Below are 24,018 nucleotides of genomic sequence, written 5' to 3'. Positions count from 1 at the left end.
TTAGCACCGATTAAACCATTGCTTTTTCTAAAACTTTTTCGTGTTTTGCTTTCAGGTTCGTGGGAAGAAAAATGGTAAAAGTGGTGCCTTTTCCAATTTCAGAAGAAACTGTGATTTCGCCTTTATAATCTTCTACCATTTTCCTCACCATCGTAAGACCCAGACCCATTCCGCTGGTTTTTGAGGTGAAATTTGGTTCGAAAATCCGTGCGTATAATTCCTCCGGAATGCCGACGCCGTTGTCTTCCACGGTAATGATGATTCTTTTTTGGCGCTGTTCCACATCAACATTAATAATGTTTTCGCGTTCTTCATCGCGGGCTTGTCGCGCGTTGGAAACCAGGTTGGTAATAATTCTGGACAGATAAATTTTGTCCATTTCGACCATGATTTTGTCCTGGTTGGCGTGGAAATATATTTTTTCGTCGCTGAAGATTTTAATGATGTTTTTAATTTCACTGTTCACATCGAAAACTTCATTGTATTTTTCCGGAAGTTGCGCAAACTGGGAAAAAGCGTTCGCCACGGTGGCTACCAAATCAATTTGGTCTACCATTACTTTGCTTAATTTTTTCACTTTTTCATTAATTTCAGGATCCGCCGGATCAAATTTCCGCTCAAAATTCTGAATGGTAAGCTTCATCGGCGTCAACGGATTTTTCACCTCATGTGCCACCTGTTTTGCCATTTCGCGCCAGGCTTCTTCTTTATCTTTAAAGGAAAGTCGTTCTTTCTGCTCCCGAATCTGCAAAATCATTTTATTGTAAGCTTTCACAAGTTGATTCAGCTCATCGTTTTGATAATATTTAATGGGCTGCGGATCCTCTTCCAGGAAGGTGATTTTATTGATAAGCTCTGAAAATTTCGTGACTGTCTTCGTGAGATTTTTAGAAATAACCCAGCTCAGCCAGGCACCGAAAGCAATGACCAAAAGATTGACGATGAAAATATAGTTCAGATAACGGTTAAAAACGCTCACATAAGCGGAATCATTGTGGTAAAAAGGGAAATAAACAATGGCAATCGGCTCCAGCATATTGTTTTTCAACATCATGTAAGAAGAAGTGACGTTCGCACCGATGTCTTTGTCGAAAGTATTGTAATCGGTTCTTTTATCGCTTTTCAGCACGCGATTGATTACCGGTAAGGAAAGCTTTTTGGTCGCGATGAGGTTGCTGTCTTTATTAGAAAGCACAAAATTACCGTTTAAATCGTAAATAATGATGTCTTGATTATTGATGTCCGCGATTTCGTAAATGGTATTTGAAAGTATTTTCGGCAGATCTTCGGTTTGCGTCTGCGTGTGGCTTACGGCGTAATCCAAAGCAGACATCAGCGCTTCTGCTTTTTTCTGCAAATCGGTGCGGCTTTGCACGGTTGCATTGTCCTTCAAAATAAAATAGGAAAGTATTGAGGAACCGGTAATACTGAGTAAACAGATCACCAAAAATCCCCAGAAAACTTTGTTGCGAAGGCTTAAACCTTTATATTTAGAGAAGGGCATTTTTTTTCATCAATTTGTTTACATATTTTCCGATAATATCAAATTCAAGATTAACCATATCACCAATTTGCAGGTTTTTCATATTCGTAAATTCCCAGGTGTAAGGAATTATCGCGACAGAAAAACTGGTGTCTGCACTTTCCGCAACCGTTAAACTTATGCCGTTTACAGTTATGGAACCTTGGGGAACAGTGGTATATTCATCGGTAGAATCGTAAGAAATGGTGATGAAAAAACTTCCTGCTTTATCGTCTATTTTTTCTATAATTCCGGTTTTGTCTACGTGTCCCTGTACAATGTGGCCATCAAGTCTGCCATCAAACTTCAAACAGCGTTCCAAATTCACTTCGGTTCCGACATTCCACTTGCCGAGATTTGTTTTTTCCAGCGTTTCGTCGATAGCAGTTACGCGATAATTGGTATCGCTAATTTCCACTACGGTAAGGCAGCAGCCGTTATGCGCCAGACTTTGGTCAATCTTTAATTCGGAGGTGAAAGGGCAGCTCAAAATAAAATCGATGTTTCGGTCACGATGTTCAATTTTCTCTACAATTCCCGTGGCTTCTACAATTCCTGTAAACATATTGGTATTATTAAAAAAAGGTAGTAAATAAACTGCTGAATTAGCTTAAAATAAATAATATGAAGGATTATTAGTCCTAATTTGTTAAATTTGTAAAATTCAAACAATTTTCAAAGATAACAAAAATGACCGCGAAACCGCATAAAGTAAGAGTAGGAATATCGATCGGTGATTACAACGGAATTGGTCCGGAAATCATTATGAAATCTCTGCAGGACAAATCCATCACTGATTTTTTTACGCCCGTGATTTTTGGCTCCGGAAAATTGTTTACCTACCAGAAAAATATCTTCAAACTGCAGCATAATTTTAATTATATCACCGAAGTTGCGCAGGCGCATCCGGATAAAATTAATATGGTGAATTTGTGGAAGGATAATGTTAATGTTGATTTAGGAAAAGCAACGGAAGAGTCTACGAAAATGGCGATAGATTCGCTGGAAGCTGCAACAAATGCTTTAATGAACGGTGAAGTAGATGTTTTGGTTACCGCGCCGATCAATAAAGAAGAAATGCTGAAATACGGTTTTCAGCACGCGGGCCACACCGGTTATCTTGAAGAGAAATTCAATAGAAAAGGCTTAATGTTTTTGGTTACAGAAAGTTTGAAAGTTGCGGTATCTACACATCATATTCCAATCGCAAACGTAGCTGAAAATATTTCGAAAGAAAAAATTAAAAAGCAGATTAAGATGCTGAACCAGTGTTTGGTTGAAGATTTCTGTATTGAAAGACCAAAAATTGCGGTTTTAGGATTAAATCCACACGCTGGCGATGGCGGTGCGATTGGTAAAGAAGAAATTGAAATTATCGAACCTGCGATCCGCGAACTATTCGATAATGGGATTATGACTTTCGGTCCGTATCCGGCAGACAGCTTTTTTCAGCCTGAAAAGTATAAAAATTTCGATGCTGTTTTAGCCATGTATCACGATCAGGGCTTGGCTCCGTTTAAAACGATCGCCTATGAAGAAGGTGTAAATTATACTGCGGGATTGCCTTTTATCAGAACCAGTCCGGACCACGGCGTGGCTTATGACATCGCCGGAAAAAACATCGCAGATCCGCAAAGTTTCAGTGAAGCGATTTTTATGGCAATTAAAATTTTTAAAAACCGCCAGGAATATAATGATCTGATGACCAACAGAATGCGACCGCGCCGCAACAATTCCAACAACAACGTGGATGAAGATTTGCCGGTTGACCGCGCCTGAGAAATCTGAGTAAATATTTATTACTGCAGATTGTTTTCAAATATATTTGTAATATTAAAAAAATTGCATATTTTTGCACACTCATTTTATGGACAAGTTTAGAAACTACGACATTGTGTTTTCAGGGCTTAAAAACGGAAAACACGAGTTCAGGTTTGAGATAGATAAAGCGTTCTTTGAACTTTTCGATACTGAACAGGAATTTACAGATCCCAGAATCGTGGCCGAAATCCTTATGGACCGGCATACGACTTTTCTGGAACTTTGGATTAAAACAACTGGAACCGTTAATTTAGTTTGTGATATCACGAACGACAATTTCGATTATCCTATTGAACATGAGATCAAGGTTTTAGTGAAATTTGGTGAAGAATATGATGACAGCGATGAAGATGTGATCACCATTCCGATGACCGACCACGCATTCAATGCAGCACAGCTGATTTATGAAGACGTGATGTTATCCATTCCAATGAAAAAGGTTTCACCAAATGTTTCTGAGGAAGATTTGGAAATTTTAAACCTGTTCAGTCCCGAAATTATTGAAGAAGAAGAACCTGCGACTGATCCCCGATGGGAAGCGCTGAAAAAGTTAAAAGATAATAATTAAATAATTTAAAATGATGAGAATTGAGCAATCAAGTACTCATCGCTCATCAAATTAAAAATATAGAAAATGGCACATCCAAAGAGAAGACAGTCGTCAACAAGAAGAGATAAGAGAAGAACTCACTACAAAGCTGAAGTTCCTCAATTGGCAAAAGATGCAACATCTGGTGAAATGCACCTGTACCACAGAGCACACTGGCATGAAGGAAAACTTTACTACAGAGGTAAAGTAGTAATGGAAAAAGAAGTAGAAACTTCAGAAGAGAACTAAGCCAAAAAACGTCAAATTTCTTCGTTTTAATACATAAACCACTCAATTTTTACAATTTTGAGTGGTTTTTTATTGATTTTTAGTATCTTTGGCATAATAAACAAATACCAATTATATGGACATTAAAGACATACAGAATCTTATAAAATTTGTGTCTAAAGCTGAGGTTTCCGAGGTAAAATACAAAACAAAGGACTTCGAAATCACCATTAAAACGCCACTTGGTGGAAGTGAAATTAACTACGGTCCGGCACCTGCCGTTTACCACACACAGCAACAGCAAGCTCCAGCTGCTCCATCAAGTGCTCCTGCTGCTCCAGCTGCCACTGAAGAACCAGCTGCTGAAAATGCGAACTACGTAACCATAAAATCTCCAATGATCGGCACTTTCTACAGAAAACCTGCTCCTGATAAAGATTTATTCGTGAACGTTGGTGATGAGGTTTCTGTTGGTAAAGTTGTTTGTGTTATTGAAGCGATGAAATTATTTAACCAGATTGAATCTGAAATTTCTGGTAAAATCGTTAAAGTTTTGGTGGATGATGCCACGCCGGTAGAATACGATCAGCCATTATTCTTAGTAGATCCTTCTTAATATAATTTTAAATTATAGATTATAAATTTTGGGCGCTTCGTCTGAAATAATTTAAAATTAAAATTCAAAATTTCTTAGATGTTCAAAAAAATATTAATCGCCAACCGCGGCGAAATTGCAATGCGTATTTTACGTACCTGCAAAGAAATGGGAATAAAGACCGTTGCCGTGTATTCTACAGCCGACAAAGACAGCTTGCACGTGCGGTTTGCAGATGAAGCGGTTTGTATAGGACCGGCGATGAGCAAAGATTCCTATCTTAAAATTCCAAATATTATTTCTGCCGCAGAAATCACCAATGCCGATGCGATTCATCCGGGTTACGGGTTTTTGTCAGAAAATTCTAATTTCTCCAGAATCTGCCAAAAGAACGGCATAAAATTCATCGGCGCAACGCCGGAGCAAATCGACAGAATGGGCGATAAAGCAAATGCTAAAGCGACCATGAAAGAAGCAGGTGTTCCTTGTGTTCCAGGTTCCGACGGTTTGGTAGAATCTTATGAAAGCGCCCTGGTTATCGCAAAAGAAATCGGTTATCCGGTGATGATTAAAGCTACTGCCGGCGGTGGCGGAAAGGGGATGCGCGCCGTGTGGAGAGAAGAGGATTTGAAAGAACTTTGGGAATCTGCAATTCAGGAAGCTGTTGCTGCTTTCGGAAACGGCGGAATGTACATGGAAAAGCTCATCGAAGAACCGCGTCACATTGAAATCCAAATTGCAGGCGACCAGTACGGAAATGCATGTCACCTTTCAGAACGCGACTGTTCCGTTCAGCGTAGAAACCAGAAATTAACTGAAGAAACTCCTTCACCGTTTATGACCGATGAACTTCGTCAGAAAATGGGTGATGCTGCCGTAAAAGCTGCGGAATATATCGCTTACGAAGGCGTAGGAACAATAGAATTTTTGGTCGATAAACACCGGAATTTTTATTTCATGGAAATGAATACCAGAATTCAGGTAGAACATCCAATTACCGAGCAGGTTGTAGATTACGATTTAATTCGTGAGCAAATTCTTTTAGCCTCCGGAAATGCAATTTCCGGTCAGAATTATTTCCCGAAACTTCACTCAATCGAATGTAGAATTAATGCGGAAGATCCATTTAACGATTTCCGTCCGTCACCGGGAAAAATCACCGGTTTAAATATTCCTGGTGGTCACGGCGTTCGTGTTGATACGCACGTTTACTCGGGTTACACCATTCCGTCAAATTATGATTCCATGATCGCTAAACTGATTACAACAGCACAGTCGCGTCAGGAAGCCATCGCCAAAATGAAGCGCGCGTTGGAAGAATTTTATATTGAAGGTGTGAAAACTACAATTCCATTTCACCGTCAGTTGATGGAAGATGAAGATTATTTGTCCGGAAATTATACCACGAAATTTATGGAAGATTTCAAAATGGATAAAAGTTTCGATAACTAAAACCGAAATTTAATAAATACAAAAAATTGCCTCTTTTAGAGGCAATTTTTTTGGTTTTAGATTTAGGATTATATTGAGTAAATTTGTAAAAAGTAAAATATATGTCAGAATTAGCGGTAAAAAATAATGCTCAGTATTACATCGATTTAGAAAATAAATATGGCGCTCACAACTATCATCCGTTACCGGTTGTGTTGGAAAAAGGCGAAGGCGTATACGTTTGGGATGTTGAGGGAAAAAAATATTTCGATTTTTTATCTGCTTATTCCGCGGTGAACCAAGGGCATTCGCACCCGAAAATTGTCGATGCTTTGGTAAACCAGGCGCAAAAATTGGCACTGACGTCCCGCGCTTTTTACAATTCAAATCTTGGTGAATACGAAAAAAAAATTACGACGCTTTTCGGTTTTGATAAAGTTTTACCCATGAATTCCGGCGCGGAAGCGGTAGAAACTGCAGTAAAACTCGCCAGAAAATGGAGTTACGAAGTGAAAAATATTGCCGAAAATGCCGCAAAAATTATTGTTTGCGAAAACAATTTCCACGGTAGAACAACCACGATCGTTTCATTTTCCAACGATCCCGATGCGAGCAAAAATTACGGCCCTTTTACCCCGGGTTTTGTCAAAATTCCGTACAACGACATTAATGCTCTAGAAGAAACTTTGAAAAACGATGCGGAAAATATCGCGGCTTTTTTGGTGGAACCAATTCAGGGCGAAGCTGGTGTTTTCGTGCCGGATGAAGGTTATTTAAAACAAGCTTCAGAACTTTGTAAAAAATACAACGTTCTTTTCATTGCTGATGAAGTTCAAACCGGAATCGCAAGAACCGGAAAATTAATCGCGTGTTATCACGAAAATGTTCAGCCGGATATTTTGGTTCTCGGCAAGGCACTTTCCGGCGGTATGTACCCTGTTTCTGCGGTTTTGGCCAATGATAGCATTATGAATGTCATTAAGCCTGGTCAGCACGGTTCGACTTTCGGTGGAAATCCTATCGCGTGCGCCGTTGCATTAGCAGCTTTGGGCGTGGTAGAAGACGAAAACCTCTCCGAAAGAGCGGAAGAATTAGGAAGACTTTTCCGTTCCGAAATTGAAAAAGTAATCGAAAAAACCGAGCTTATCACAAAAGTTCGCGGAAAAGGTTTGCTGAATGCGATTTTAATTAATGATTCACCCGAAAGTTCTACCGCGTGGGATCTTTGCATGGAACTGAAAAACAATGGTCTTCTTGCAAAACCTACGCACGGAAACATAATTCGCCTCGCGCCGCCTTTGGTCATCACTGAGGAGCAGATTTTAGAATGTGTGAAAATTATCGAAAAAACAGTTTTGGAATTTAAGAAGTAGAATCCTCCGAAATTCTTTTATAAAAATCAAGGTAATTGGCCGCCATCGCTTTATAATCAAATTGTTTTACCCAATTTTTTATTTTTAGCGAAAATTCCTCTTGATTTTCGTGGTAAAGTTTCATTTTTTCCCGATAAAATTTTGCCATTAATTCAGGTTCAAAATTTTTAAAATAAAAGGCGGAATCACCGCCAATTTCCGGTAAGCTGGTATATTCCGACAGGAAAACCGGCTTGCCAAATGCCATCGCTTCGATCGGCGGAATACCAAAACCTTCCGCCGTCGACGGATGACACATCGCTTCGCAGTTCTGGATTAATGCATATTTTTCTTCCTCAGAAATATTTTTCAGAAAATGAACGCGGTTTTCCAACTTCAGTTCTTTAATTTTATTCCGAACTTCTGTCGCATACGGTTCCTTTTCACCCGAAGCCACCAAAACCAAATCTTCTTCTAAAAACGGCAGCATTTCTACGAGTTTCAGCTGGTTTTTTTTGTCGAATAATACACCGATGTTCAGCATATATTTTTTAGCGGCTAAACACGCGAATTTCCCCAATTCGTATTTCCGGACTTCCGGAAGCTGAATTCCGTTATGGATGACTTCAACCTTTTTCAGCTTTTTTAGCCGGAAAAGCCCGATATTTTCTTCGAAATCAGCTTTTACAAACTGAGAAATGCAAACGATATAATCTGCGTATTCTAGATTTTTATTCAGCCTTAAAAGCAGCTTTTTTTTCTTTTTTTCAGGTAAATTTTCGTGCAGAAAATTCAAATCGTGCAGCGTCACAATTTTTATAGAATTTTTATAATTCCGCGTAAAATACAACGACGCCTGATGACTGACGTGAATAATGTCGAATTTTTGACTGAAATTTTCGTAAATTTTATGAAGCCGTTTCCACTTTTTTTGCTCATTTAAGGGAAAATTTATCGTCGTAAAAACACCAAAATAGGTGAAATTAAAGTTGTGCTGAGTTTCTTCGATGCCGCGCGCCAGGTTTCTGAAAACATTTGCAATGCCGGAATGCGGTCGGCGAAGTCGCTCAAGATCAAGCAGAACTTTTACTTTCATCAATATTTTAACCTTTAAATTTTAAGCATTATTTCATCAAACTTTGTAAAGTTTAATAAGCTCAAATATAATTTAAAAATTCAAAAATCGAAGCTGAGTATTTACGTAAAACCAGATTTCAGAACATCTTGCGACATCAAGTCGATTTCTGTAGTTTTGGGGAAATCCTTAAAAAAATGCCGAAACGCTATCTTTTTTTTGTTTCACTTCCGTATTCGTACTCTATTTTACGACCGCTGCAGCAGGAAATCTGGAAACGTGGTGATGAAGTGGCGTGGTTTATAGAAGAACCGTGCGAGGTGTTGCTAAACAAAGATGAAAAGCAACTGTTTTCAATTCAGGAAGTTATGGATTATCAGCCGATCGCGGTATTTGCGCCGGGAAATCATATTTACGATTTTTTTCCCGGTGTAAAAGTGGAAGTTTTTCACGGTTATGCCATGAAAAAACGCATTGAAAAAATTGACGATCATTTTACCATCCGTGGCTGGTTTGATATTTATTGCACGCAAGGCCCGAGCAGCACGGAATATTTTAAAAAATTAGAGAAAGAAAAAGGTTTTTTTAAAATTTATGAAACCGGCTGGTGTAAAGTCGATCCGTTTTTTTCGGTGGAACATAAAGTGGAAAATGAAAGGCCGTTAATTCTGTATTCACCAACATTTACAAAAGGTATTTCCTCTGCCGAAGCTTTGTATGGAACGCTTGAAAAATTGATGGAGACAAAAAACTGGAATTGGCTTATCACTTTCCACCCGAAATTGGATGATGCGGAACTTATTGAAAAATACCGTGCTTTAGCGGCAAAATTTCCAAATGTTACTTTTCAGCGGTTTAATGACGGCTTGGAAACTTTAAAGAAAATCGATGTGATGTTGTGTGACAGTTCTTCGATTATTATTGAAGCCATGCTTTTGGATAAACCTGTGGTGACTTATCGGAACACGCATCCGGGAAAACATTTAATCGATGTTTTGGATAAAAATGAAATAGGTAAAGCTTTGGAAAAAGCCCTGAAAAGACCCGAAAATTTGATACAAGAAATTCATAAATATACGCTGCATCACGAGGCGCACCGCGATGGTAAAAATTCCGAGCGCGTGCTTTTGGCAGTGGACGATTTTATTGAAAAATATCAGGGAAAATTAAAACCAAAACCTTTAAATTTAATCCGAAAACTTAAGTTGCGCTGGAAAACCAAATATTTTAAACTTTAATGCCTGATAAAAAGAAAAAAATAGCTCTGGTGGTTCAGCGTTATGGCGTGGAAGTAAACGGCGGTGCAGAATTTCATGCGCGGATTCTTGCGGAGAAATTAGCGCAAAAATATGAAGTGGAAATTCTGACTTCCACCGCCATCAACCACCACGGTTGGGAAAATCATTATCAGCCCGGCGAAAGTTTTATCAATGAAATTAAAGTTCGCCGATTTCCAACGTTTGCCGAAAATAAGAGAAAAACCCGGGCTGCGCGACGAGCCATTTTTAAGAAGAAAAAGTATTTTAAAATTTTAAAATTCCTTGGAATTTTTAAAAAAGCTGATCAGCTTTTCAATTTATCTGAAGTTACAGAAAAAAATGTGGACGTCTGGTTGCTCGGTCAGGGACCTTACGTACCAGATTTGGTAGATTTTATTTCAGCAAATAAAGAAAGTTACGACGTTTTTATATTTTTCACCTATCTATATTATCCGACTGTGGTCGGGATGCCGCTTGTCGCGGAAAAAAGTATTTTTATTCCAACCGCGCACGACGAACCGATTTTGTACACGAAACCGTACGAAAATCTTTTTTCTGTCCCGAAATTTATCATGTATAATACGGAAAGTGAAAAGCAGCTTGTTGAAAACAACTTCCGGAATATTACCCAAAATTCAGAGGTTGCCGGCGTGGGAATTTCCTCTTTCCACGGTGAAAAAGCCCAGCTTCCGGCTGAAATTATTCCGAACAAATATTTTATTTACATCGGCCGAATTGAATCCGCAAAAGGTTGTGATTTAGTTATTCACCATTTTCTGGAATTCCAGAAAAAATACCCGAAATACCGGGAATTTAAACTGGTGCTCGTCGGGAAAAATCATATGAAAAAAAATTACCGGAACAGCTCGATAATTTTTGCAGGTTTCGTGACCGAAGAAGAAAAGCACGCTTATTTGACCAACGCACTCGCCATGATTATGCCGTCTTTTTACGAAAGTCTTTCGATGGTGACTTTGGAAGCGATGGTAGAAAAAAAACTGGTGATTGTGAACGGAAATTGCGATGTTTTAAAAAGCCACGTGCAGCGCAGTGGCGTGGGGAAAAGTTATACTACAAAAGAAGAATTTTTCCAGGCGCTGCAGTTTTACATTGAGCAAAGCGAGACAGAAAGGGAAATTGAAGCTGAAATAGCGCAGAATTACGTTTTGGAAAATTATTCCTGGAAATCGGTATTGCAAAAATTCGATGATGCCATCGAATTTGTAACAAAATCTTAAATGTAAATTAAAAAAAATATGCCGCTATAACGGCATATTTTTATTTTCTTTCGTAATCGTCTTGGAGGCGTACAATATCGTCTTCACCGAAATAGGTTCCAGTTTGTACTTCTATAAATACTACGAGGTTATTGGTTTGATTCATAATTCTGTGCTTTGCACCTTGCGGAATGAAAATACTCTCGCCATAGGACAGCGAAATTTCCTCATCATTTAAAATTACTGTGGCATTTCCTTCTATAATCGTCCATTGCTCCTGTCTTTTATGATGAAACTGATATGAAAGCCGATGCCCGGGCTGCACTTCAATCCGTTTTAATTTATAATGTGGTTCATCTGCCAAAACAAAATATTTTCCCCATGGTCTGTCGCCACTTTCTAACATACTCTCAAAATTTCTAGCGAATGTAGTTAAAATATTTTTTTAGAACCAAAAATGAAATTAAATCTTCCATATTTTTATTATTAAACTGAGCCCGATATATCTTAGCATTTTCAATGATGTTTTTGGCTTCATTTGGGTGATCGAGGTAATACTGAAGTCTTTCGTCCAGATTTTGGTAATCGTCATCAATGCAAAGGTAGTGCTCATTAGCAACCAGCTTTCCTTCCATATACCAAGTTTCCATTTTCAACTTTGGAGTTACAGCGATTGAATTTGAGGACATAATCCATTTTAGATTTGTTGCGACGTCATTTCCCTCCAAACTAAGAATAAATTTGTAATCTAAATGTTCTTTAATAGGCATCTTTGGCTTAATCCATTCTGCGCGGCCGCCGGTTTTATTAATTTGACCAAGATTACAGATGGGCGATTGAAAATACTGATTATAAAAATCAATCCTGTGTTGTTGGTGTACTGCAGCACGGCCAACTAATTTATTTTTTTTAGTATTTTGTGGTTTATCATTTTCAACTGATACAAAATGCCGTATTTTATTCAAATTGAGCAGAATATTATTCTGATTATCTTCGGAAATGGGTCGACTTTTCGCAATCATGGGAAATGGTAAAATCGTATTTACATCTCCAAAAGTAAAGTCAATCAGCAGATTTTTATCAAAATATTTTGCGTATTTATACGTGTCAAAATAATATACTTTCTTCTTTTTAGGAGATAATAAATCTTTTATACGGGTTCCGTTGTGAGGAACAGGTGTCGGTTCCGAAATTTTATTATAATAATCTACCCGAAAGTCTACTGTTTTCAATTGTTCCGCAGATAAATTTTTCCGTAAATCCTTAATTTTGCGTTCCAATTCTTGATGTGGAAGCAATCTGGCAGAAAAACCTTTGAGATAAAATAGAAGTTTGTTTTGTTTTTTAATTTTTGCCATTATACAAAATTACCTAAATTTCTAAAACGCGCTAAATTTTCAGTAAATTTGCCTCTTAAAATTTTACAGAAAATGAGCAAAGTTAGAGTGCGTTTTGCGCCGAGTCCAACCGGGCCTTTACATTTAGGTGGCGTACGAACTGCCTTATATGATTATCTTTTTGCTAAAAGTCAGGGCGGCGATTTCGTTTTGAGAATTGAAGATACCGATACCGCGCGTTACGTGGAAGGTGCGGAAGAATATATTATGGAAGCGCTCGAGTGGTGCGGAATTATCCCCGATGAAAGCCCAAAACATGGCGGAAAATTTGCGCCGTACCGTCAGTCTGAAAGACGTGAAATCTACGATCGTCATCTGGTAGAACTTCTCAAAACCGATTACGCTTATCTGGCATTTGACACCACTGAAGAACTGGACGAAATCCGAAAAGAATTCGAACAGAACGGCGATGTGTTCGCTTATAATTATGTCACTAGAAACCGCCTGAAAAACTCAATTACGCTTTCTGCAGATGAAGTTCAGAAGCTTATCGCAGCTCAGGTTCCGTATGTTGTGCGTTTTAAAATGCCGGTGGACCGCGTTTTAAATCTTGAAGACATTATCCGCGGAAAATTTGCGGTGAACACCAATACTTTAGATGATAAAGTTTTGGTGAAAAATGACGGAATGCCAACTTACCATTTCGCGAATATTGTTGATGATCACGAGATGGAAATTTCGCACGTCATCCGTGGTGAAGAATGGCTGCCATCACTTGGTTTGCATTATTTATTATACGAAGCAATGGGTTGGGAAAAGCCGCAGTTCGCGCATTTATCTTTGATTTTAAAGCCCGAAGGAAAAGGAAAATTAAGCAAAAGAGACGGCGATAAATTTGGTTTCCCGGTATTTCCGTTGAATTTTAAAGATCCTGAAACCGGAAATATTTCGAAAGGTTACCGCGAAGAAGGTTATTTGCCAGATGCCTTCATCAATATGGTAGCGCTTTTGGGCTGGAGTCCCGCTAACGACCGTGAAATTCTAACATTAGAAGAAATGGTGCAGGAATTTGATTTACATAAAGTACATAAAGCCGGTGCCAGATTTTCCAAGGAAAAAGCAGAATGGTTTAATCAGCAATATTTAAAATTAAAATCTGACGAAGAAGTTTTGGAATTACTAAAATCTTCAAAAGATTTAGATTTATCGAATTCCGGTGACGAAAAACTGCTGAAAGTAATTTCATTAATGAAAGAGCGTGCAACTTTCCCGAAAGACATTTATGAAGATGGAAAATTCTTCTTCGAAGCTCCGACAAATTATGACGAAAAAGCCGTTAAAAAAGCCTGGAGCGAAAGCGCGAAATCGGTAATGATAATTTTAGCCGCTCAAATGGCAAATTTTTCATTTTCAGCAGAAGGATTGAAACAGGAAATTCATGATTTTGCTGAAAGTCAAAATACAGGTATGGGTAAAGTGATGATGCCGCTGCGCCTGTGTTTGGTTGGTGAATTGAAAGGCCCCGATGTGCCGGACATTATGCAAATCCTTGGAAAAGATGAATGTGCCGCCAGGATTCAAAATGCGGTGAATAATATTGACCTGATTTCTTAGAATTTTCCCTAAATTTGACTCATAATTTGTAATAACTGAAATGGAATACTTAAGTTTTGAACTTCCGATTAAGGATCTGATGGATCAGTATCAAACCTGTTCATTGGTGGGCGAAGAAAGTGGGGTAGACGTAAAACTCGCCTGTTCGCAAATCGAGGATAAAATTATAGAAAAGAAAAAAGAGATCTATCATAATCTTACTCCGTGGCAGCGCGTGCAGCTTTCGCGTCATCCGGACCGGCCGTATACGTTAGATTTCATCAAAGGAATTACAGATAAAGACAGTTTCCTGGAACTGCACGGCGACCGAAATTTTGCGGATGATCCGGCAATGATTGGCGGTTTAGCAACCATCGACGGACAACGAGTGATGATTATCGGAACGCAAAAAGGTCGTACAACTAAGGAAAGACAACACCGAAGATTTGGCATGTCCAATCCCGAAGGTTACCGAAAAGCTTTAAGACTGATGAAACTGGCAGAAAAATTTCATATTCCTGTTATTTCTCTAATCGATACACCGGGAGCTTATCCAGGTTTGGAAGCAGAAGAACGTGGACAAGGTGAAGCCATTGCGAGAAACATTTTCGAAATGACCATGCTGAAAACGCCGATTTTCGTGTACATCATTGGCGAAGGTGCCAGCGGAGGAGCTTTAGGAATTGGCGTTGGAAACAAGGTTTATATGCTGGAAAACACGTGGTATACCGTAATTGCACCGGAAAGTTGCTCATCTATTTTATGGAGAAATTGGGATCATAAAGAAGATGCAGCGAATGCTTTAAAACTTACGCCAAACGATGCACTTCATGAGAAATTCATCGATGGAATTATCGAAGAACCGCTTGGTGGTGCGCATTACGACCCGAAAGTTGCTTATGAGCATTTGAAAACTTCTATTTTACAAAACATCAAAGCTTTTTCGAAATTCACCGGAAAAGAACTGGAAACCCAAAGACAAGATAAATTCATTGCCATGGGCCAGTTTAAAGGTTAATTTCACTTTTAGAAAAAACAAAAAATCCTGCCGTTTAGCAGGATTTTTTTATTTAAAATAATAGAATTATTCGAAAAGTTCGGAAGTGTCCAGAACAGTTACTTTTCCGTCTTCACAGCGAATTGCTTCGCCCGGGAAATTCTGAATCATGTGATAATCGTGCGTCGCCATTACTACTGCAGAACCGTTTTCAACTGCAACCTGCTTCAATAAAGTCATAATCTCGTTCGAAGTTTCCGGATCCAGGTTTCCGGTGGGCTCATCAGCAAGAATCAATTCGGGGTGGTTTAAAAGCGCACGCGCAATTGCTATACGCTGTTGCTCACCACCTGAAAGTTCATGCGGCATTTTATGCTTTTTCGATTTCATACCAACGCTTGCCAAAACTTCATTAATCCGGTCATCAATTTTTGTTTTGTCGTCCCAGCCTGTAGCTTCCAAAACGAAACGAAGATTTTTTTCTACAGTTCGGTCCGGTAAAAGCTGAAAATCCTGGAAAACAATTCCAAGTTTGCGGCGCAAATTTGGGATATCCGAAGTGCGGAGCTTTTCAAGGTCGAAACCTGCGATATTTCCCTGGCCGCCAGTGAGCGGAATGTGCCCGTAAATCGTTTTTAAAAGCGAACTTTTACCCGAACCCGTTTTGCCGATGAGGTAGCAAAAACGGCCTTTTTTAATATTTAAATTAACATCGTTCAGAACGGTAAAATTTTTCTGGGCAATTTTGGCATTTTTTAGCCGAATAACATCCTGTCCTTCCTGATAAGTATGTGGCATATAAAGTACAATTAATTAAAGTAAATGTATGTGCTGCAATAGCCCACCAAAAGTAAATAAAACTTTCTTTGCGTGCTACAATTTAGCAAATTTTAACAAACAAAAAATGCCTGAAAAGAAACTTTTCAAGCATGATTTTATATGATAATTCCTGAGATTATCTCTTAGCGCGCTGTGCACTTACAGTTAAACTCTTTCTGCCTTTCGCTCTTCTAGCAGCCAATACTCTTCTTCCGTTAGGAGTAGACATTCTTTCACGGAAACCGTGTTTGTTTCTTTTTTTTCTTTCAGAGGGTTGAAATGTTCTTTTTGGCATTGCGATTATTTTTAGTAAAAACTATATCTTATTTTCAGATTGCAAAGATAGAAAACTTTTTACTTTCTGCAAATTTAATAGAAAGTTTTTTAAGTGAATAACCGGTAAAATTTATTGCTTTAAAAACAGCAGATTTTTTTCTTTCAGCACATTCAAATATGAATCAAATTAAGCCGGCAACCAAAAAATAAAAACAAACCTTATCTTTGTCATTCTAAAAATTTACGTCACCAATGTTTACAGCTGCAGAACTCACCGATATCCAAAATCTACTCACTCCGGACAAAAAAATCGTCATTATCACCCATTATAATCCCGATGGCGACGCAATTGGTTCCAGTTTAGGCTTGCAGCATTTTCTGAAAAATAAAGGTCTTGAATCTGATGTAATCGCGCCGAACGATTTTCCGAAATTCCTGAAATGGATGCCCGGCGCAAAGCAAGTCATCATCGCAGATTATAAGCGGAAAGTTGCCGGCGAAGCCATTCATAATGCTGATATCATTTTTGTTTTAGATTTCAATGCGTCGCACCGAAGTGGAAATTTGGTTGGGCCGTGGCTTGAAAAAGCGCGTGCTACGAAAATCCTCATCGATCATCATCAGCAGCCGGAGGATTTTGATTTTGTCTACTCTGATGTCACCGTGCCTGCGACTTGCCAAATGGTTTACCATTTTATTCAGGGTTTGGAAGAGGAAAATTTGGTCGATCAAAATGTGGCGGAATGTCTTTATACCGGAATTATGACCGATACCGGCGGTTTCCGTTTCCGTTCTACAAGCGCGACCACACACCGGATTGTCGCGAACTTAATTGAAAATGGTGCAGATCCCGCGATGATCACTTCCAATACCTGGGATACCAACACGGTTTCGCGCTTGCATTTGCTGGCGCTTATTTTGGGCAGAATTGAAGTGGTGAAAGACGGAAAAGTTGCCATTCTTTGGTTAAAACGTGAGGAACTGAAAGAATACGGCTTCCAGAAAGGTGACACCGAAGGTTTTGTAAATTACGGTTTAAGTATTATGGGAACTCAGGTTTCTGCCTTTTTTATGGAAGATTTATATGAAGATTTCATTAAAATTTCTTTCCGTTCAAAAGATGATGTTGATGTTAACCAATTTTCCCGAAAATATTTTAACGGCGGTGGCCACATTAATGCTGCGGGCGGAAAATACATGAAAACCATCGAAGAAACCATCGAAGATTTTAAAGAGAAAATTGAAGCTGAAGATTTTTAAATACAAAAGGTTGCCTGAAAAGACAACCTTTTTTTTCGCCACTATTTGGGCATTTTTTCCAAAATTTACAGCACGAAATGTTTTGGTAAATGGTGCAGAAGTTCGGTATTAATGATGGCTGCGCAGATTTCCGGTTTTTCCCAGTGCCCGTTATGCCCGGAATCTAAAACGTAAGATTTGATATTGGTTTTATCCGGCAAATTTTTCAGCAATTCTTCGGTTTTTACGGCGTTATCGTGTTTTCCGGCGATAACCAGAATCTTATTTTCAAAATTCTGGATTAAAGAAGTTTTATCAGTTCTTTCAATCATTCCTTTCACTGCGGCAATTACACCTGAATTTTCCGTGCTCAGGGCAATTTTTTTTGCATTTTCAATTTTTCCTTCCAGGAAATCTTTTTCGTTTGGGTTAAATAGATTCGGAATTCCCGCATTTACGTAACCGGGATAAGCTTCTTTAATAATTCTTAAACTTTTCTGGCGCTGTTCTTTTTTCTCATCGTCATCAGCCAGATAACTTGAAAAAAATAAGGTTAAACTTTTTAAAACTTCCGGAAATTTTTCAGCGAAAGCCAGCGATACATAACCGCCCATGGAATGACCTAAAAGGTGGAAATTTTCCAGTTTTAGAAAATCGGTAATTTCTTTCACTTTTTCCGCCATAAATTCCATCGTGTGCGTTTCGTGGTAAACTTTGGAGGCGCCATGTCCGGGCAAATCAATTTTTATCAATGAAAATTTATCGGACAGAAATTTTTCCATTTCGTCCCAAATGGAAATATTTTCCATAAAACCGTGCAGCAAAACCAGGTTTTCTTTTCCGCTTCCCGAAGTTTTGAAATTCAGCATAATTTAGATTTTTTTAGAAATGAATGTCAATGTAATCAACAAAACCTTCGCCATTTATTTTGTTCTGAAGGCGCCAAAAATTCCCCTTGTCTTCATCAAAAAAAGTAGTTTTACCTGTACGCCTATAAATTTTACCGTTGATGTTTTGTATAATTTCACCTTCGAAATTCAGATGCTTTTCAGAAATTCTTCTTATTTTCCCCTGAATTTTCAATGAATTTTTGCCGGATGTTGCGCTGCCTTCAACCTCATATTTATCGCCACCGTTCGCTTTAAAAAAAATACCGCCATAAAACGGCAAATTTTCGTCATTTGAAAAACTGAGCTGATGTTTTCCCGCTAAGTTTTGGAATTTGTTTTTGCTGTTTTTCAGCGCGATGCTGTCATTAATTTTTGTTCTGATGACATTCAGCGATTCAATTCTTCTGTGTTCCGCGGTAATCAATGGGTTTTCCGTAGGTTCTTTTGGTGTGCAGGAAAAGAAAAAAAATGCCCAAATAGCGGCTAAAAAATATTTCATGCTTTACATTTTGGTTTTGGAATCCATCACAATGGTTACAGGCCCGTCGTTGCTGATTTCAACTTTCATATCCGCGCCGAAAATTCCGCTTTCTATTTTTAAACAGGATTTTGCAAGTTCCGCTTTGAAAAATTCAAATAAAGGAATTGCAACATCAGGTTTGGCAGCTTTGATGAATGATGGTCGGTTGCCTTTTTTATAATCTGCAATTAGCGTAAACTGGCTGATGCAAAGGATTTCACCCGAAATATCCAGCACCGATTTGTTTAATTTTCCGTCTTCATCACCAAAAATTCTGAGGTTTAAAATCTTCTGCGTAAGCCATTCCGCATCAGTTTTCGTGTCGTCTTCATCAATGCCGATTAAAAGGCAAAGACCGGCCTCAATTTCACCGACCATTTTTCCGTCTACTTTAACGGATGATTGGGAAACACGCTGAATAACTGCTTTCATAAAAAATTAAAAATCTTAGTAATAAACCGATAAAATATTGGAATTGCGGTCGTAGCTGTACGGATACGTTTTTGGTGGAACGGTGGCGATCTTGATGGGTTCGCCGGTTAATAAAATCCATTCCGCGCCGTCTTTCGCGCAGGTGATTTTAATATTTTCAACCACGTTCAGCGTGGTATTTGCATCGGGGCAAATATGCGGCGCATTACGGTCGTACACTTTAAAGCCGGTTGTGGTGCGAACTACGATTAGACCGCGTGTTCCGGATTGCTGTTCATCAACATAAATCCAGCCGCCAACCGATTGCAAATTAAAATAAGCCGGAAGATTGAGATTTAAAACAACATTTATCGGAGTTTCGGGAAAGCAGCTGACGGTTTCGCGACGATCTGCGCAGGACTGCAGATTTAAAAGACTGAAAATGAGAATTATTGTGCCGAAAAGCCGGTAAAAAATGTATTTCATGTAAAATAAATTTATATCTTTGTGAAACAAATCACCCATAAACAGTGTCCGACAAATGTCGGATTATTTTTTTATACTAACGCTAAATATTAGAAGCTATGGCAAGTTACGTCACCAAAGAAGGTTTAGACAAAATGAAGGCGGAATTGGAGAAGCTGGAAACAATAGAACGACCAAAGATCACGCAGCAGATCGCGGAAGCCCGCGACAAAGGAGATCTTTCTGAAAACGCCGAATACGATGCGGCTAAAGAAGCACAAGGAATGTTGGAAATGAAAATTTCTAAACTGAAAGACATCATCATCAATGCTAAAGTGATTGATGAAAGCCAGCTTGATATTTCTAAAGTTTCTATTTTGACCACGGTTCGTTTGAAAAATAATGCCACAAAAGCTGAGCAGAAATTCACTTTGGTTCCTGATAACGAAAGCGATATTAAAACCGGAAGAATATCAGTGAACACGCCGATTGCGAAAGGTTTGTTAGGAAAAGTTGTAGGTGAAACCGCAGAAATTGTTTTGCCAAACGGTAATAAACTTTCATTCGATATTTTAGAAATTTCACTTTAGAAATTATGAAAATATGCTGTTTTAGCAGCGAATTTTTTGTGAAATAAAATTAATAAAACCTTAACTGAACTATTATTTCAGATTTTGTAAATTTGTACCCGCGCTTCGGCGTGGGTTTTTTAATTTAAAATATCAAAAATGGCATCTATTTTCACGAAGATTGTAAAAGGAGAAATTTCGGCGTATGTAATTGCTGAAGATGCTGAAAATCTGGCCTTTTTAGATGCGATGCCGCTGGTGGAAGGTCATACTTTGGTCATACCGAAGGAAGAAACAGATTTCATTTTCGATCTGGAATCGGAAGCATATAAAAATCTTTGGGCTTTCGCGCAGAAAGTGGCAAAAAAATTGGAAGTAGCTTATCCGGCTAAAAGAATTGCTGTGGCAGTTGTGGGTCTGGAAGTTCCGCACGCGCATATTCACCTCATCCCGATTTCGAAAATGGAAGATATGAATTTCAAAAACGCGCGTTTAAAATTTTCTGAAGAGGAATACAAGAGAATCCAACAACGCATCGTTAACTCCGAAGCGCTTAACCTTTAAAAAAAATTATTTTTAATAATATTATATGAATTCAAACCAATGTTCTTTTTGCGGTAAGAAACGAAATGAAGTTCAAATGTTAATTTCCGGAAACGACGGATTTATCTGCGAAGAGTGTATTGAACAGGCTCATGGAATTGTAAAGGAAACTTCAACGAAAAATGGGGTTTCCCCGGCAAATACTATGGAAGAGTTAAAGAAACCGATGGAAATAAAAAAGTTCCTGGATCAGTATGTTATTGGTCAGGATCAGGCAAAAAAGCAGCTTTCCATCGCGGTTTACAACCATTATAAAAGATTACTTCACGCACAGGATGAAAACCGTGAAGTGGAGATTGAAAAATCGAATATCATTATGATCGGTGAAACCGGAACCGGGAAAACGCTTCTGGCTAAAACCATCGCTAAAGAACTAAATGTTCCTTTCTGTATCGTAGATGCAACCATTCTTACCGAAGCGGGTTATGTTGGTGAAGATGTAGAAAGCATTTTGTCGCGACTTTTGATGGTGGCAGATTATGATGTACAGAAAGCAGAGCGAGGCATCGTTTTCATCGATGAAATCGACAAGATTGCACGCAAATCTGATAACCCAAGTATTACGCGTGATGTTTCCGGCGAAGGTGTACAGCAAGGTTTGCTTAAATTACTGGAAGGTAGCATCGTAAACGTTCCGCCGCAAGGGGGAAGAAAACATCCGGATCAGAAATACATTCAGGTTAATACCCAAAATATCCTTTTTATTGCCGGTGGGGCTTTTGACGGAATTAAGGAAATTATTGAACGTCGCCTTAACAAGCAGGCAATTGGTTTCAGCGCGGACAAGATAAATAAAATTGATGAAGAGGATTATATTTTAAAGCAAATCAATGCAATCGATCTTCGAAAATTCGGCCTTATTCCGGAACTTTTAGGAAGATTCCCGATCATTACCTATCTCGAAAAACTGACAAAAGAAACGATGTTGAGGATTATGAAGGAGCCAAAGAACTCTATCATCAACCAGTTCGTAGAGCTTTTCAAAATGGATGGGGTAGAACTTTCGTTTACTGATGAAGCTTTGGAGATGATCGTGGAAGAGACCAACGAAAAAGGTTTGGGCGCGCGCGGACTTCGCGGTACTACGGAAAAAGTTTTGGAAGATTATATGTTTGATATCGATGCCGAAAAGAAAGTTGCTGTAACCAAGAAAAACATTTCATTTTAAAGTTTTTGATGGTATAATTATTGGTGTGTTCAAAAAAATAGTATATTTGTAGCTCAGGCTTATTTTTTAAAAACACAAACACTACTTATAATGAAAAAAAATCTATTAACTGTAGGATTTTTGTCGTTAAGTTTATCAATGAGTGCCCAGGCACTTATTCATGTTGATAATGGCGGCAATTTCTATGTTGGCGAATATGCCTTAGTATACAACGGCGGCGGTATTCAGACCAAAGGAAACGGTATCATTGATTTGCATGGAAATTTAATGATTGTCGGCGACGCAACTGACGGTATTAGAACGTATGATGCCGCAGGGATCGGTGAGAAAACGGATGGCCGTAACATCATTGTTCGTATCAATTCACCAACAGCGGTTGACGCTACTAGTTACGGGCAACTTTACATTGATGGAATTCCCCAAAGTAATATTACTGGAATTGTTGACAGAGAGTACAAAACTCTAAAACATGGTACTTACCAGCAGGTTGCACTTCCATTCTTCAATAAACCAATGGCTTCCCTGGATTCAGAATTAGGTAAAAACTTTACCGATGTTCGACGGTCCCAAAATGAGATTCTTATTTGGGATAATGACAATGTGGAAGCTGATAATTTCAGCACAAGTAATTTTACGTTAAAGGGAACGACTTACTATATGTTAGGTTCCAAGGACTTTAATTCAGCTAGTCCTCTTGTCGGTGATGTGTTCACTTTAAGAGGAATTCCATTTGCAAATGGTGTGAAAGAAACGATGGTAAATGCCGGAGCAGGAGTTGATTTCGGACCAACAGGGAATATGAGAAACTCATATAGTGAGCCGTATAACACGTACCTGCAAGATGCTTGGGATGCGCAGTTAGTAGCTCCGGGAGCAACTCCTTATTCTGTTCCTACCTACGGCAAAAATATTTATCAGTACGGAAATCCATACCTCGTTAACTTAGATCTGAAATTTATTGGACGAGTTGAAAGTGGTGCAACAACAGATGGAAATAATATAAGTGCAATTCAAGGTATAAGATTAGATCCGGGCGGTGTTGTTTCAAATGAAGCAGGCGCAACGTGGTCTGTAAATGCCGATATTATAAGTTTCACAAATGATGGGTTTAGTCCTATTCCTGTAGGGGACGTGGATGTATCCATTCAGCCAATGGAAGCTATTGCGATCAAATTAAGAAATAACGATCCTGAGGTCGGTTCTAACCGAACTTTAAGTTTTGACGGCTTACGCCGATTTAACCCAGGTTCGCGAAATAACAGCACTCCATACAGTCCAACGGCGGAAAAGATGGTTGGAACAAGCACTGTTAAGCAATTAGGCGTAATTGCGTTAGATGCGAACGGAAAAGAAATGTCTCGAGCATATTACGTCGTTTACGAAAACGGTACAACCGGACATTCTTCAAAATCTACGACACAAGCAGTTCTAGGTAGCCAAAATATTATTGGTACTTATGAAGAAGATGCTGTAAAAGGCGGAATTGACGATAAGGTAAAAGATGCATACTGGCTTTATATTAATGAAGCAAATGAAAAAGACTTTTTTGGAAAAGCTGTACCTTTGATGCTTTATAACCGCGATATTAAATCTCTTAAATTTGAAATCAGAGAAAACGCGGAATTAATCGACAAGGGTCAGCACAAATTATCTACAGGCATTGGTTTTTATTATAAAGATGTTAACGGAGAAATAAAGGAAGCTTCGCAAAACTCTATAGTTCCTGTAACAGGTGATAAATATAGCTTATTTTACGGTAAAGCTACAACCTCTCTCGGAACAGATAACGTAGTGAAACCTAGCAGAACAAGAGTAGTTTACAATCCAAGTACGGACGATTTCTTTGTAAGGTTTGATCCAAACTGGAAAAAAGCGGATGTTCAGGTTTACGATATGAGCGGAAAGCTTATTATTTCCAACAAAAATGTTGAAACCGGCAGCGATTACAATTTAAAATTAAGCAAACAAAACAGCGCATATATTGTGACAGCGCTTTCAGAAACTGGCGAAAAATTCAGTACAAAAATTATCAGATAATTCTT

At 38.6% G+C, this 24,018-nt stretch carries 26 protein-coding genes; 15 read left to right on the top strand and 11 right to left on the bottom strand.

The window, feature by feature from the left end; translation table 11 throughout:
- Nucleotides 1–10 precede the first annotated feature (10 nt).
- Together OA84_RS01335 and OA84_RS01330 are read right to left on the bottom strand one after the other, a co-directional pair.
- Nucleotides 11–1,504 (bottom strand): sensor histidine kinase, encoded by a 1,494-nt coding sequence (locus tag OA84_RS01335; RefSeq protein WP_052252060.1) that lies wholly within the window; start codon nt 1,502–1,504, stop codon nt 11–13.
- Nucleotides 1,491–2,087 carry a riboflavin synthase gene (locus tag OA84_RS01330; RefSeq protein WP_039341263.1) on the bottom strand — a complete coding sequence of 199 codons (597 nt, stop codon included), beginning with the start codon at nt 2,085–2,087 and terminating at the stop codon, nt 1,491–1,493. The genes OA84_RS01335 and OA84_RS01330 overlap by 14 nt, the downstream gene beginning before the upstream one ends.
- Nucleotides 2,088–2,212: 125 nt before the next feature.
- Between OA84_RS01330 and pdxA the strand changes: the two genes are divergently transcribed.
- From pdxA to rocD, 6 genes are all read left to right on the top strand, one after another.
- Nucleotides 2,213–3,301, top strand: coding sequence for a 4-hydroxythreonine-4-phosphate dehydrogenase PdxA (pdxA, locus tag OA84_RS01325; RefSeq protein ID WP_039341261.1), 1,089 nt, complete (start codon nt 2,213–2,215; stop codon nt 3,299–3,301).
- A gap of 88 nt (nt 3,302–3,389) precedes the next feature.
- Nucleotides 3,390–3,911: a YceD family protein gene (locus tag OA84_RS01320; protein ID WP_039341258.1), complete on the top strand. Its 522-nt coding sequence runs from the start codon at nt 3,390–3,392 to the stop codon at nt 3,909–3,911.
- A 66-nt stretch (nt 3,912–3,977) separates the two neighbouring features.
- Nucleotides 3,978–4,181 (top strand): 50S ribosomal protein L32, encoded by a 204-nt coding sequence (gene rpmF / locus OA84_RS11295; RefSeq protein WP_084060814.1) that lies wholly within the window; start codon nt 3,978–3,980, stop codon nt 4,179–4,181.
- A 115-nt stretch (nt 4,182–4,296) separates the two neighbouring features.
- Nucleotides 4,297–4,776, top strand: a complete 480-nt coding sequence (gene accB / locus OA84_RS01315; protein WP_039341255.1) for an acetyl-CoA carboxylase biotin carboxyl carrier protein — start codon at nt 4,297–4,299, stop codon at nt 4,774–4,776.
- Nucleotides 4,777–4,854: 78 nt separating this feature from the next.
- Complete coding sequence (gene accC / locus OA84_RS01310; protein ID WP_039341253.1) at nt 4,855–6,207, top strand: acetyl-CoA carboxylase biotin carboxylase subunit; 1,353 nt, start codon at nt 4,855–4,857, stop codon at nt 6,205–6,207.
- A 101-nt stretch (nt 6,208–6,308) separates the two neighbouring features.
- Nucleotides 6,309–7,559, top strand: coding sequence for an ornithine--oxo-acid transaminase (rocD, locus tag OA84_RS01305; RefSeq protein WP_039341251.1), 1,251 nt, complete (start codon nt 6,309–6,311; stop codon nt 7,557–7,559).
- Here the strand turns inward: rocD and OA84_RS01300 are convergent.
- Nucleotides 7,549–8,634 carry a glycosyltransferase family 4 protein gene (locus tag OA84_RS01300; RefSeq protein ID WP_039341248.1) on the bottom strand — a complete coding sequence of 362 codons (1,086 nt, stop codon included), beginning with the start codon at nt 8,632–8,634 and terminating at the stop codon, nt 7,549–7,551. The genes rocD and OA84_RS01300 overlap by 11 nt on opposite strands.
- A gap of 176 nt (nt 8,635–8,810) precedes the next feature.
- Between OA84_RS01300 and OA84_RS01295 the strand changes: the two genes are divergently transcribed.
- Nucleotides 8,811–9,851, top strand: coding sequence for a UDP-N-acetylglucosamine 2-epimerase (locus tag OA84_RS01295; RefSeq protein WP_039341243.1), 1,041 nt, complete (start codon nt 8,811–8,813; stop codon nt 9,849–9,851).
- Complete coding sequence (locus OA84_RS01290) at nt 9,851–11,110, top strand: glycosyltransferase family 4 protein (RefSeq protein WP_039341241.1); 1,260 nt, start codon at nt 9,851–9,853, stop codon at nt 11,108–11,110. The genes OA84_RS01295 and OA84_RS01290 overlap by 1 nt, the downstream gene beginning before the upstream one ends.
- 40 nt (nt 11,111–11,150) lie before the next feature.
- Here the strand turns inward: OA84_RS01290 and OA84_RS01285 are convergent, their stop codons facing one another.
- Both OA84_RS01285 and OA84_RS01280 read right to left on the bottom strand, forming a co-directional pair.
- A complete protein-coding gene (locus tag OA84_RS01285) occupies nt 11,151–11,495 on the bottom strand; it encodes a phosphomannose isomerase type II C-terminal cupin domain (protein ID WP_039341238.1) in 345 nt (114 codons plus the stop codon).
- Nucleotides 11,496–11,508: 13 nt separating this feature from the next.
- Entirely contained in the window at nt 11,509–12,447 is a 939-nt protein-coding gene (locus OA84_RS01280; RefSeq protein ID WP_039341235.1) for a glycosyl transferase family 90, read from the bottom strand.
- A 72-nt stretch (nt 12,448–12,519) separates the two neighbouring features.
- Here OA84_RS01280 and gltX point away from each other — a divergent pair, with 72 nt between their 5' ends.
- Together gltX and OA84_RS01270 are read left to right on the top strand one after the other, a co-directional pair.
- Nucleotides 12,520–14,040 (top strand): glutamate--tRNA ligase, encoded by a 1,521-nt coding sequence (gltX, locus tag OA84_RS01275; RefSeq protein WP_039342599.1) that lies wholly within the window; start codon nt 12,520–12,522, stop codon nt 14,038–14,040.
- Nucleotides 14,041–14,080: 40 nt separating this feature from the next.
- Nucleotides 14,081–15,037 carry an acetyl-CoA carboxylase carboxyltransferase subunit alpha gene (locus OA84_RS01270; RefSeq protein WP_039341232.1) on the top strand — a complete coding sequence of 319 codons (957 nt, stop codon included), beginning with the start codon at nt 14,081–14,083 and terminating at the stop codon, nt 15,035–15,037.
- Nucleotides 15,038–15,103: 66 nt separating this feature from the next.
- Here the strand turns inward: OA84_RS01270 and OA84_RS01265 are convergent, their stop codons facing one another.
- Both OA84_RS01265 and rpmH read right to left on the bottom strand, forming a co-directional pair.
- Nucleotides 15,104–15,814, bottom strand: a complete 711-nt coding sequence (locus OA84_RS01265; RefSeq protein ID WP_039341229.1) for a cell division ATP-binding protein FtsE — start codon at nt 15,812–15,814, stop codon at nt 15,104–15,106.
- Between the two features lie 157 nt (nt 15,815–15,971).
- Entirely contained in the window at nt 15,972–16,130 is a 159-nt protein-coding gene (rpmH, locus tag OA84_RS11290) for a 50S ribosomal protein L34 (protein WP_084060812.1), read from the bottom strand.
- Nucleotides 16,131–16,363: 233 nt separating this feature from the next.
- Here rpmH and OA84_RS01260 point away from each other — a divergent pair, with 233 nt between their 5' ends.
- Nucleotides 16,364–17,371, top strand: a complete 1,008-nt coding sequence (locus tag OA84_RS01260) for a DHH family phosphoesterase (RefSeq protein WP_039341226.1) — start codon at nt 16,364–16,366, stop codon at nt 17,369–17,371.
- 65 nt (nt 17,372–17,436) lie between these two features.
- Here the strand turns inward: OA84_RS01260 and OA84_RS01255 are convergent, their stop codons facing one another.
- Genes OA84_RS01255 through OA84_RS01240 form a run of 4 tightly spaced genes read right to left on the bottom strand, consistent with a single transcriptional unit; the run spans nt 17,437 to nt 19,657 of the window.
- The gene (locus tag OA84_RS01255) at nt 17,437–18,219 is read right to left on the bottom strand and encodes an alpha/beta fold hydrolase (protein WP_039341223.1); all 783 of its coding nucleotides are present in this window, start codon (nt 18,217–18,219) and stop codon (nt 17,437–17,439) included.
- A 13-nt stretch (nt 18,220–18,232) separates the two neighbouring features.
- Nucleotides 18,233–18,739, bottom strand: coding sequence for a hypothetical protein (locus OA84_RS01250; protein ID WP_039341220.1), 507 nt, complete (start codon nt 18,737–18,739; stop codon nt 18,233–18,235).
- Between the two features lie 3 nt (nt 18,740–18,742).
- Nucleotides 18,743–19,192, bottom strand: coding sequence for a D-aminoacyl-tRNA deacylase (gene dtd / locus OA84_RS01245; RefSeq protein ID WP_039341216.1), 450 nt, complete (start codon nt 19,190–19,192; stop codon nt 18,743–18,745).
- Between the two features lie 15 nt (nt 19,193–19,207).
- Nucleotides 19,208–19,657, bottom strand: a complete 450-nt coding sequence (locus OA84_RS01240; RefSeq protein ID WP_052252097.1) for a Rieske (2Fe-2S) protein — start codon at nt 19,655–19,657, stop codon at nt 19,208–19,210.
- Between the two features lie 98 nt (nt 19,658–19,755).
- Here OA84_RS01240 and greA point away from each other — a divergent pair, with 98 nt between their 5' ends.
- From greA to OA84_RS01220, 4 genes are all read left to right on the top strand, one after another.
- Nucleotides 19,756–20,226: a transcription elongation factor GreA gene (greA, locus tag OA84_RS01235; RefSeq protein WP_039341210.1), complete on the top strand. Its 471-nt coding sequence runs from the start codon at nt 19,756–19,758 to the stop codon at nt 20,224–20,226.
- 138 nt (nt 20,227–20,364) lie between these two features.
- On the top strand, nt 20,365–20,769 hold the full coding sequence (locus OA84_RS01230; RefSeq protein ID WP_039341207.1) for an HIT family protein: 405 nt from the start codon (nt 20,365–20,367) through the stop codon (nt 20,767–20,769).
- A gap of 25 nt (nt 20,770–20,794) precedes the next feature.
- Nucleotides 20,795–21,976 (top strand): ATP-dependent Clp protease ATP-binding subunit ClpX, encoded by a 1,182-nt coding sequence (gene clpX, locus OA84_RS01225; protein WP_039341204.1) that lies wholly within the window; start codon nt 20,795–20,797, stop codon nt 21,974–21,976.
- A 90-nt stretch (nt 21,977–22,066) separates the two neighbouring features.
- On the top strand, nt 22,067–24,013 hold the full coding sequence (locus tag OA84_RS01220; RefSeq protein WP_039341202.1) for a T9SS type A sorting domain-containing protein: 1,947 nt from the start codon (nt 22,067–22,069) through the stop codon (nt 24,011–24,013).
- Nucleotides 24,014–24,018 lie beyond the last annotated feature (5 nt).

This window comes from Kaistella solincola (genome assembly GCF_000812875.1).
In the GTDB taxonomy this organism is placed as follows: domain Bacteria; phylum Bacteroidota; class Bacteroidia; order Flavobacteriales; family Weeksellaceae; genus Kaistella; species Kaistella solincola.
This window is presented reverse-complemented; position numbering and strand designations above follow the sequence as displayed.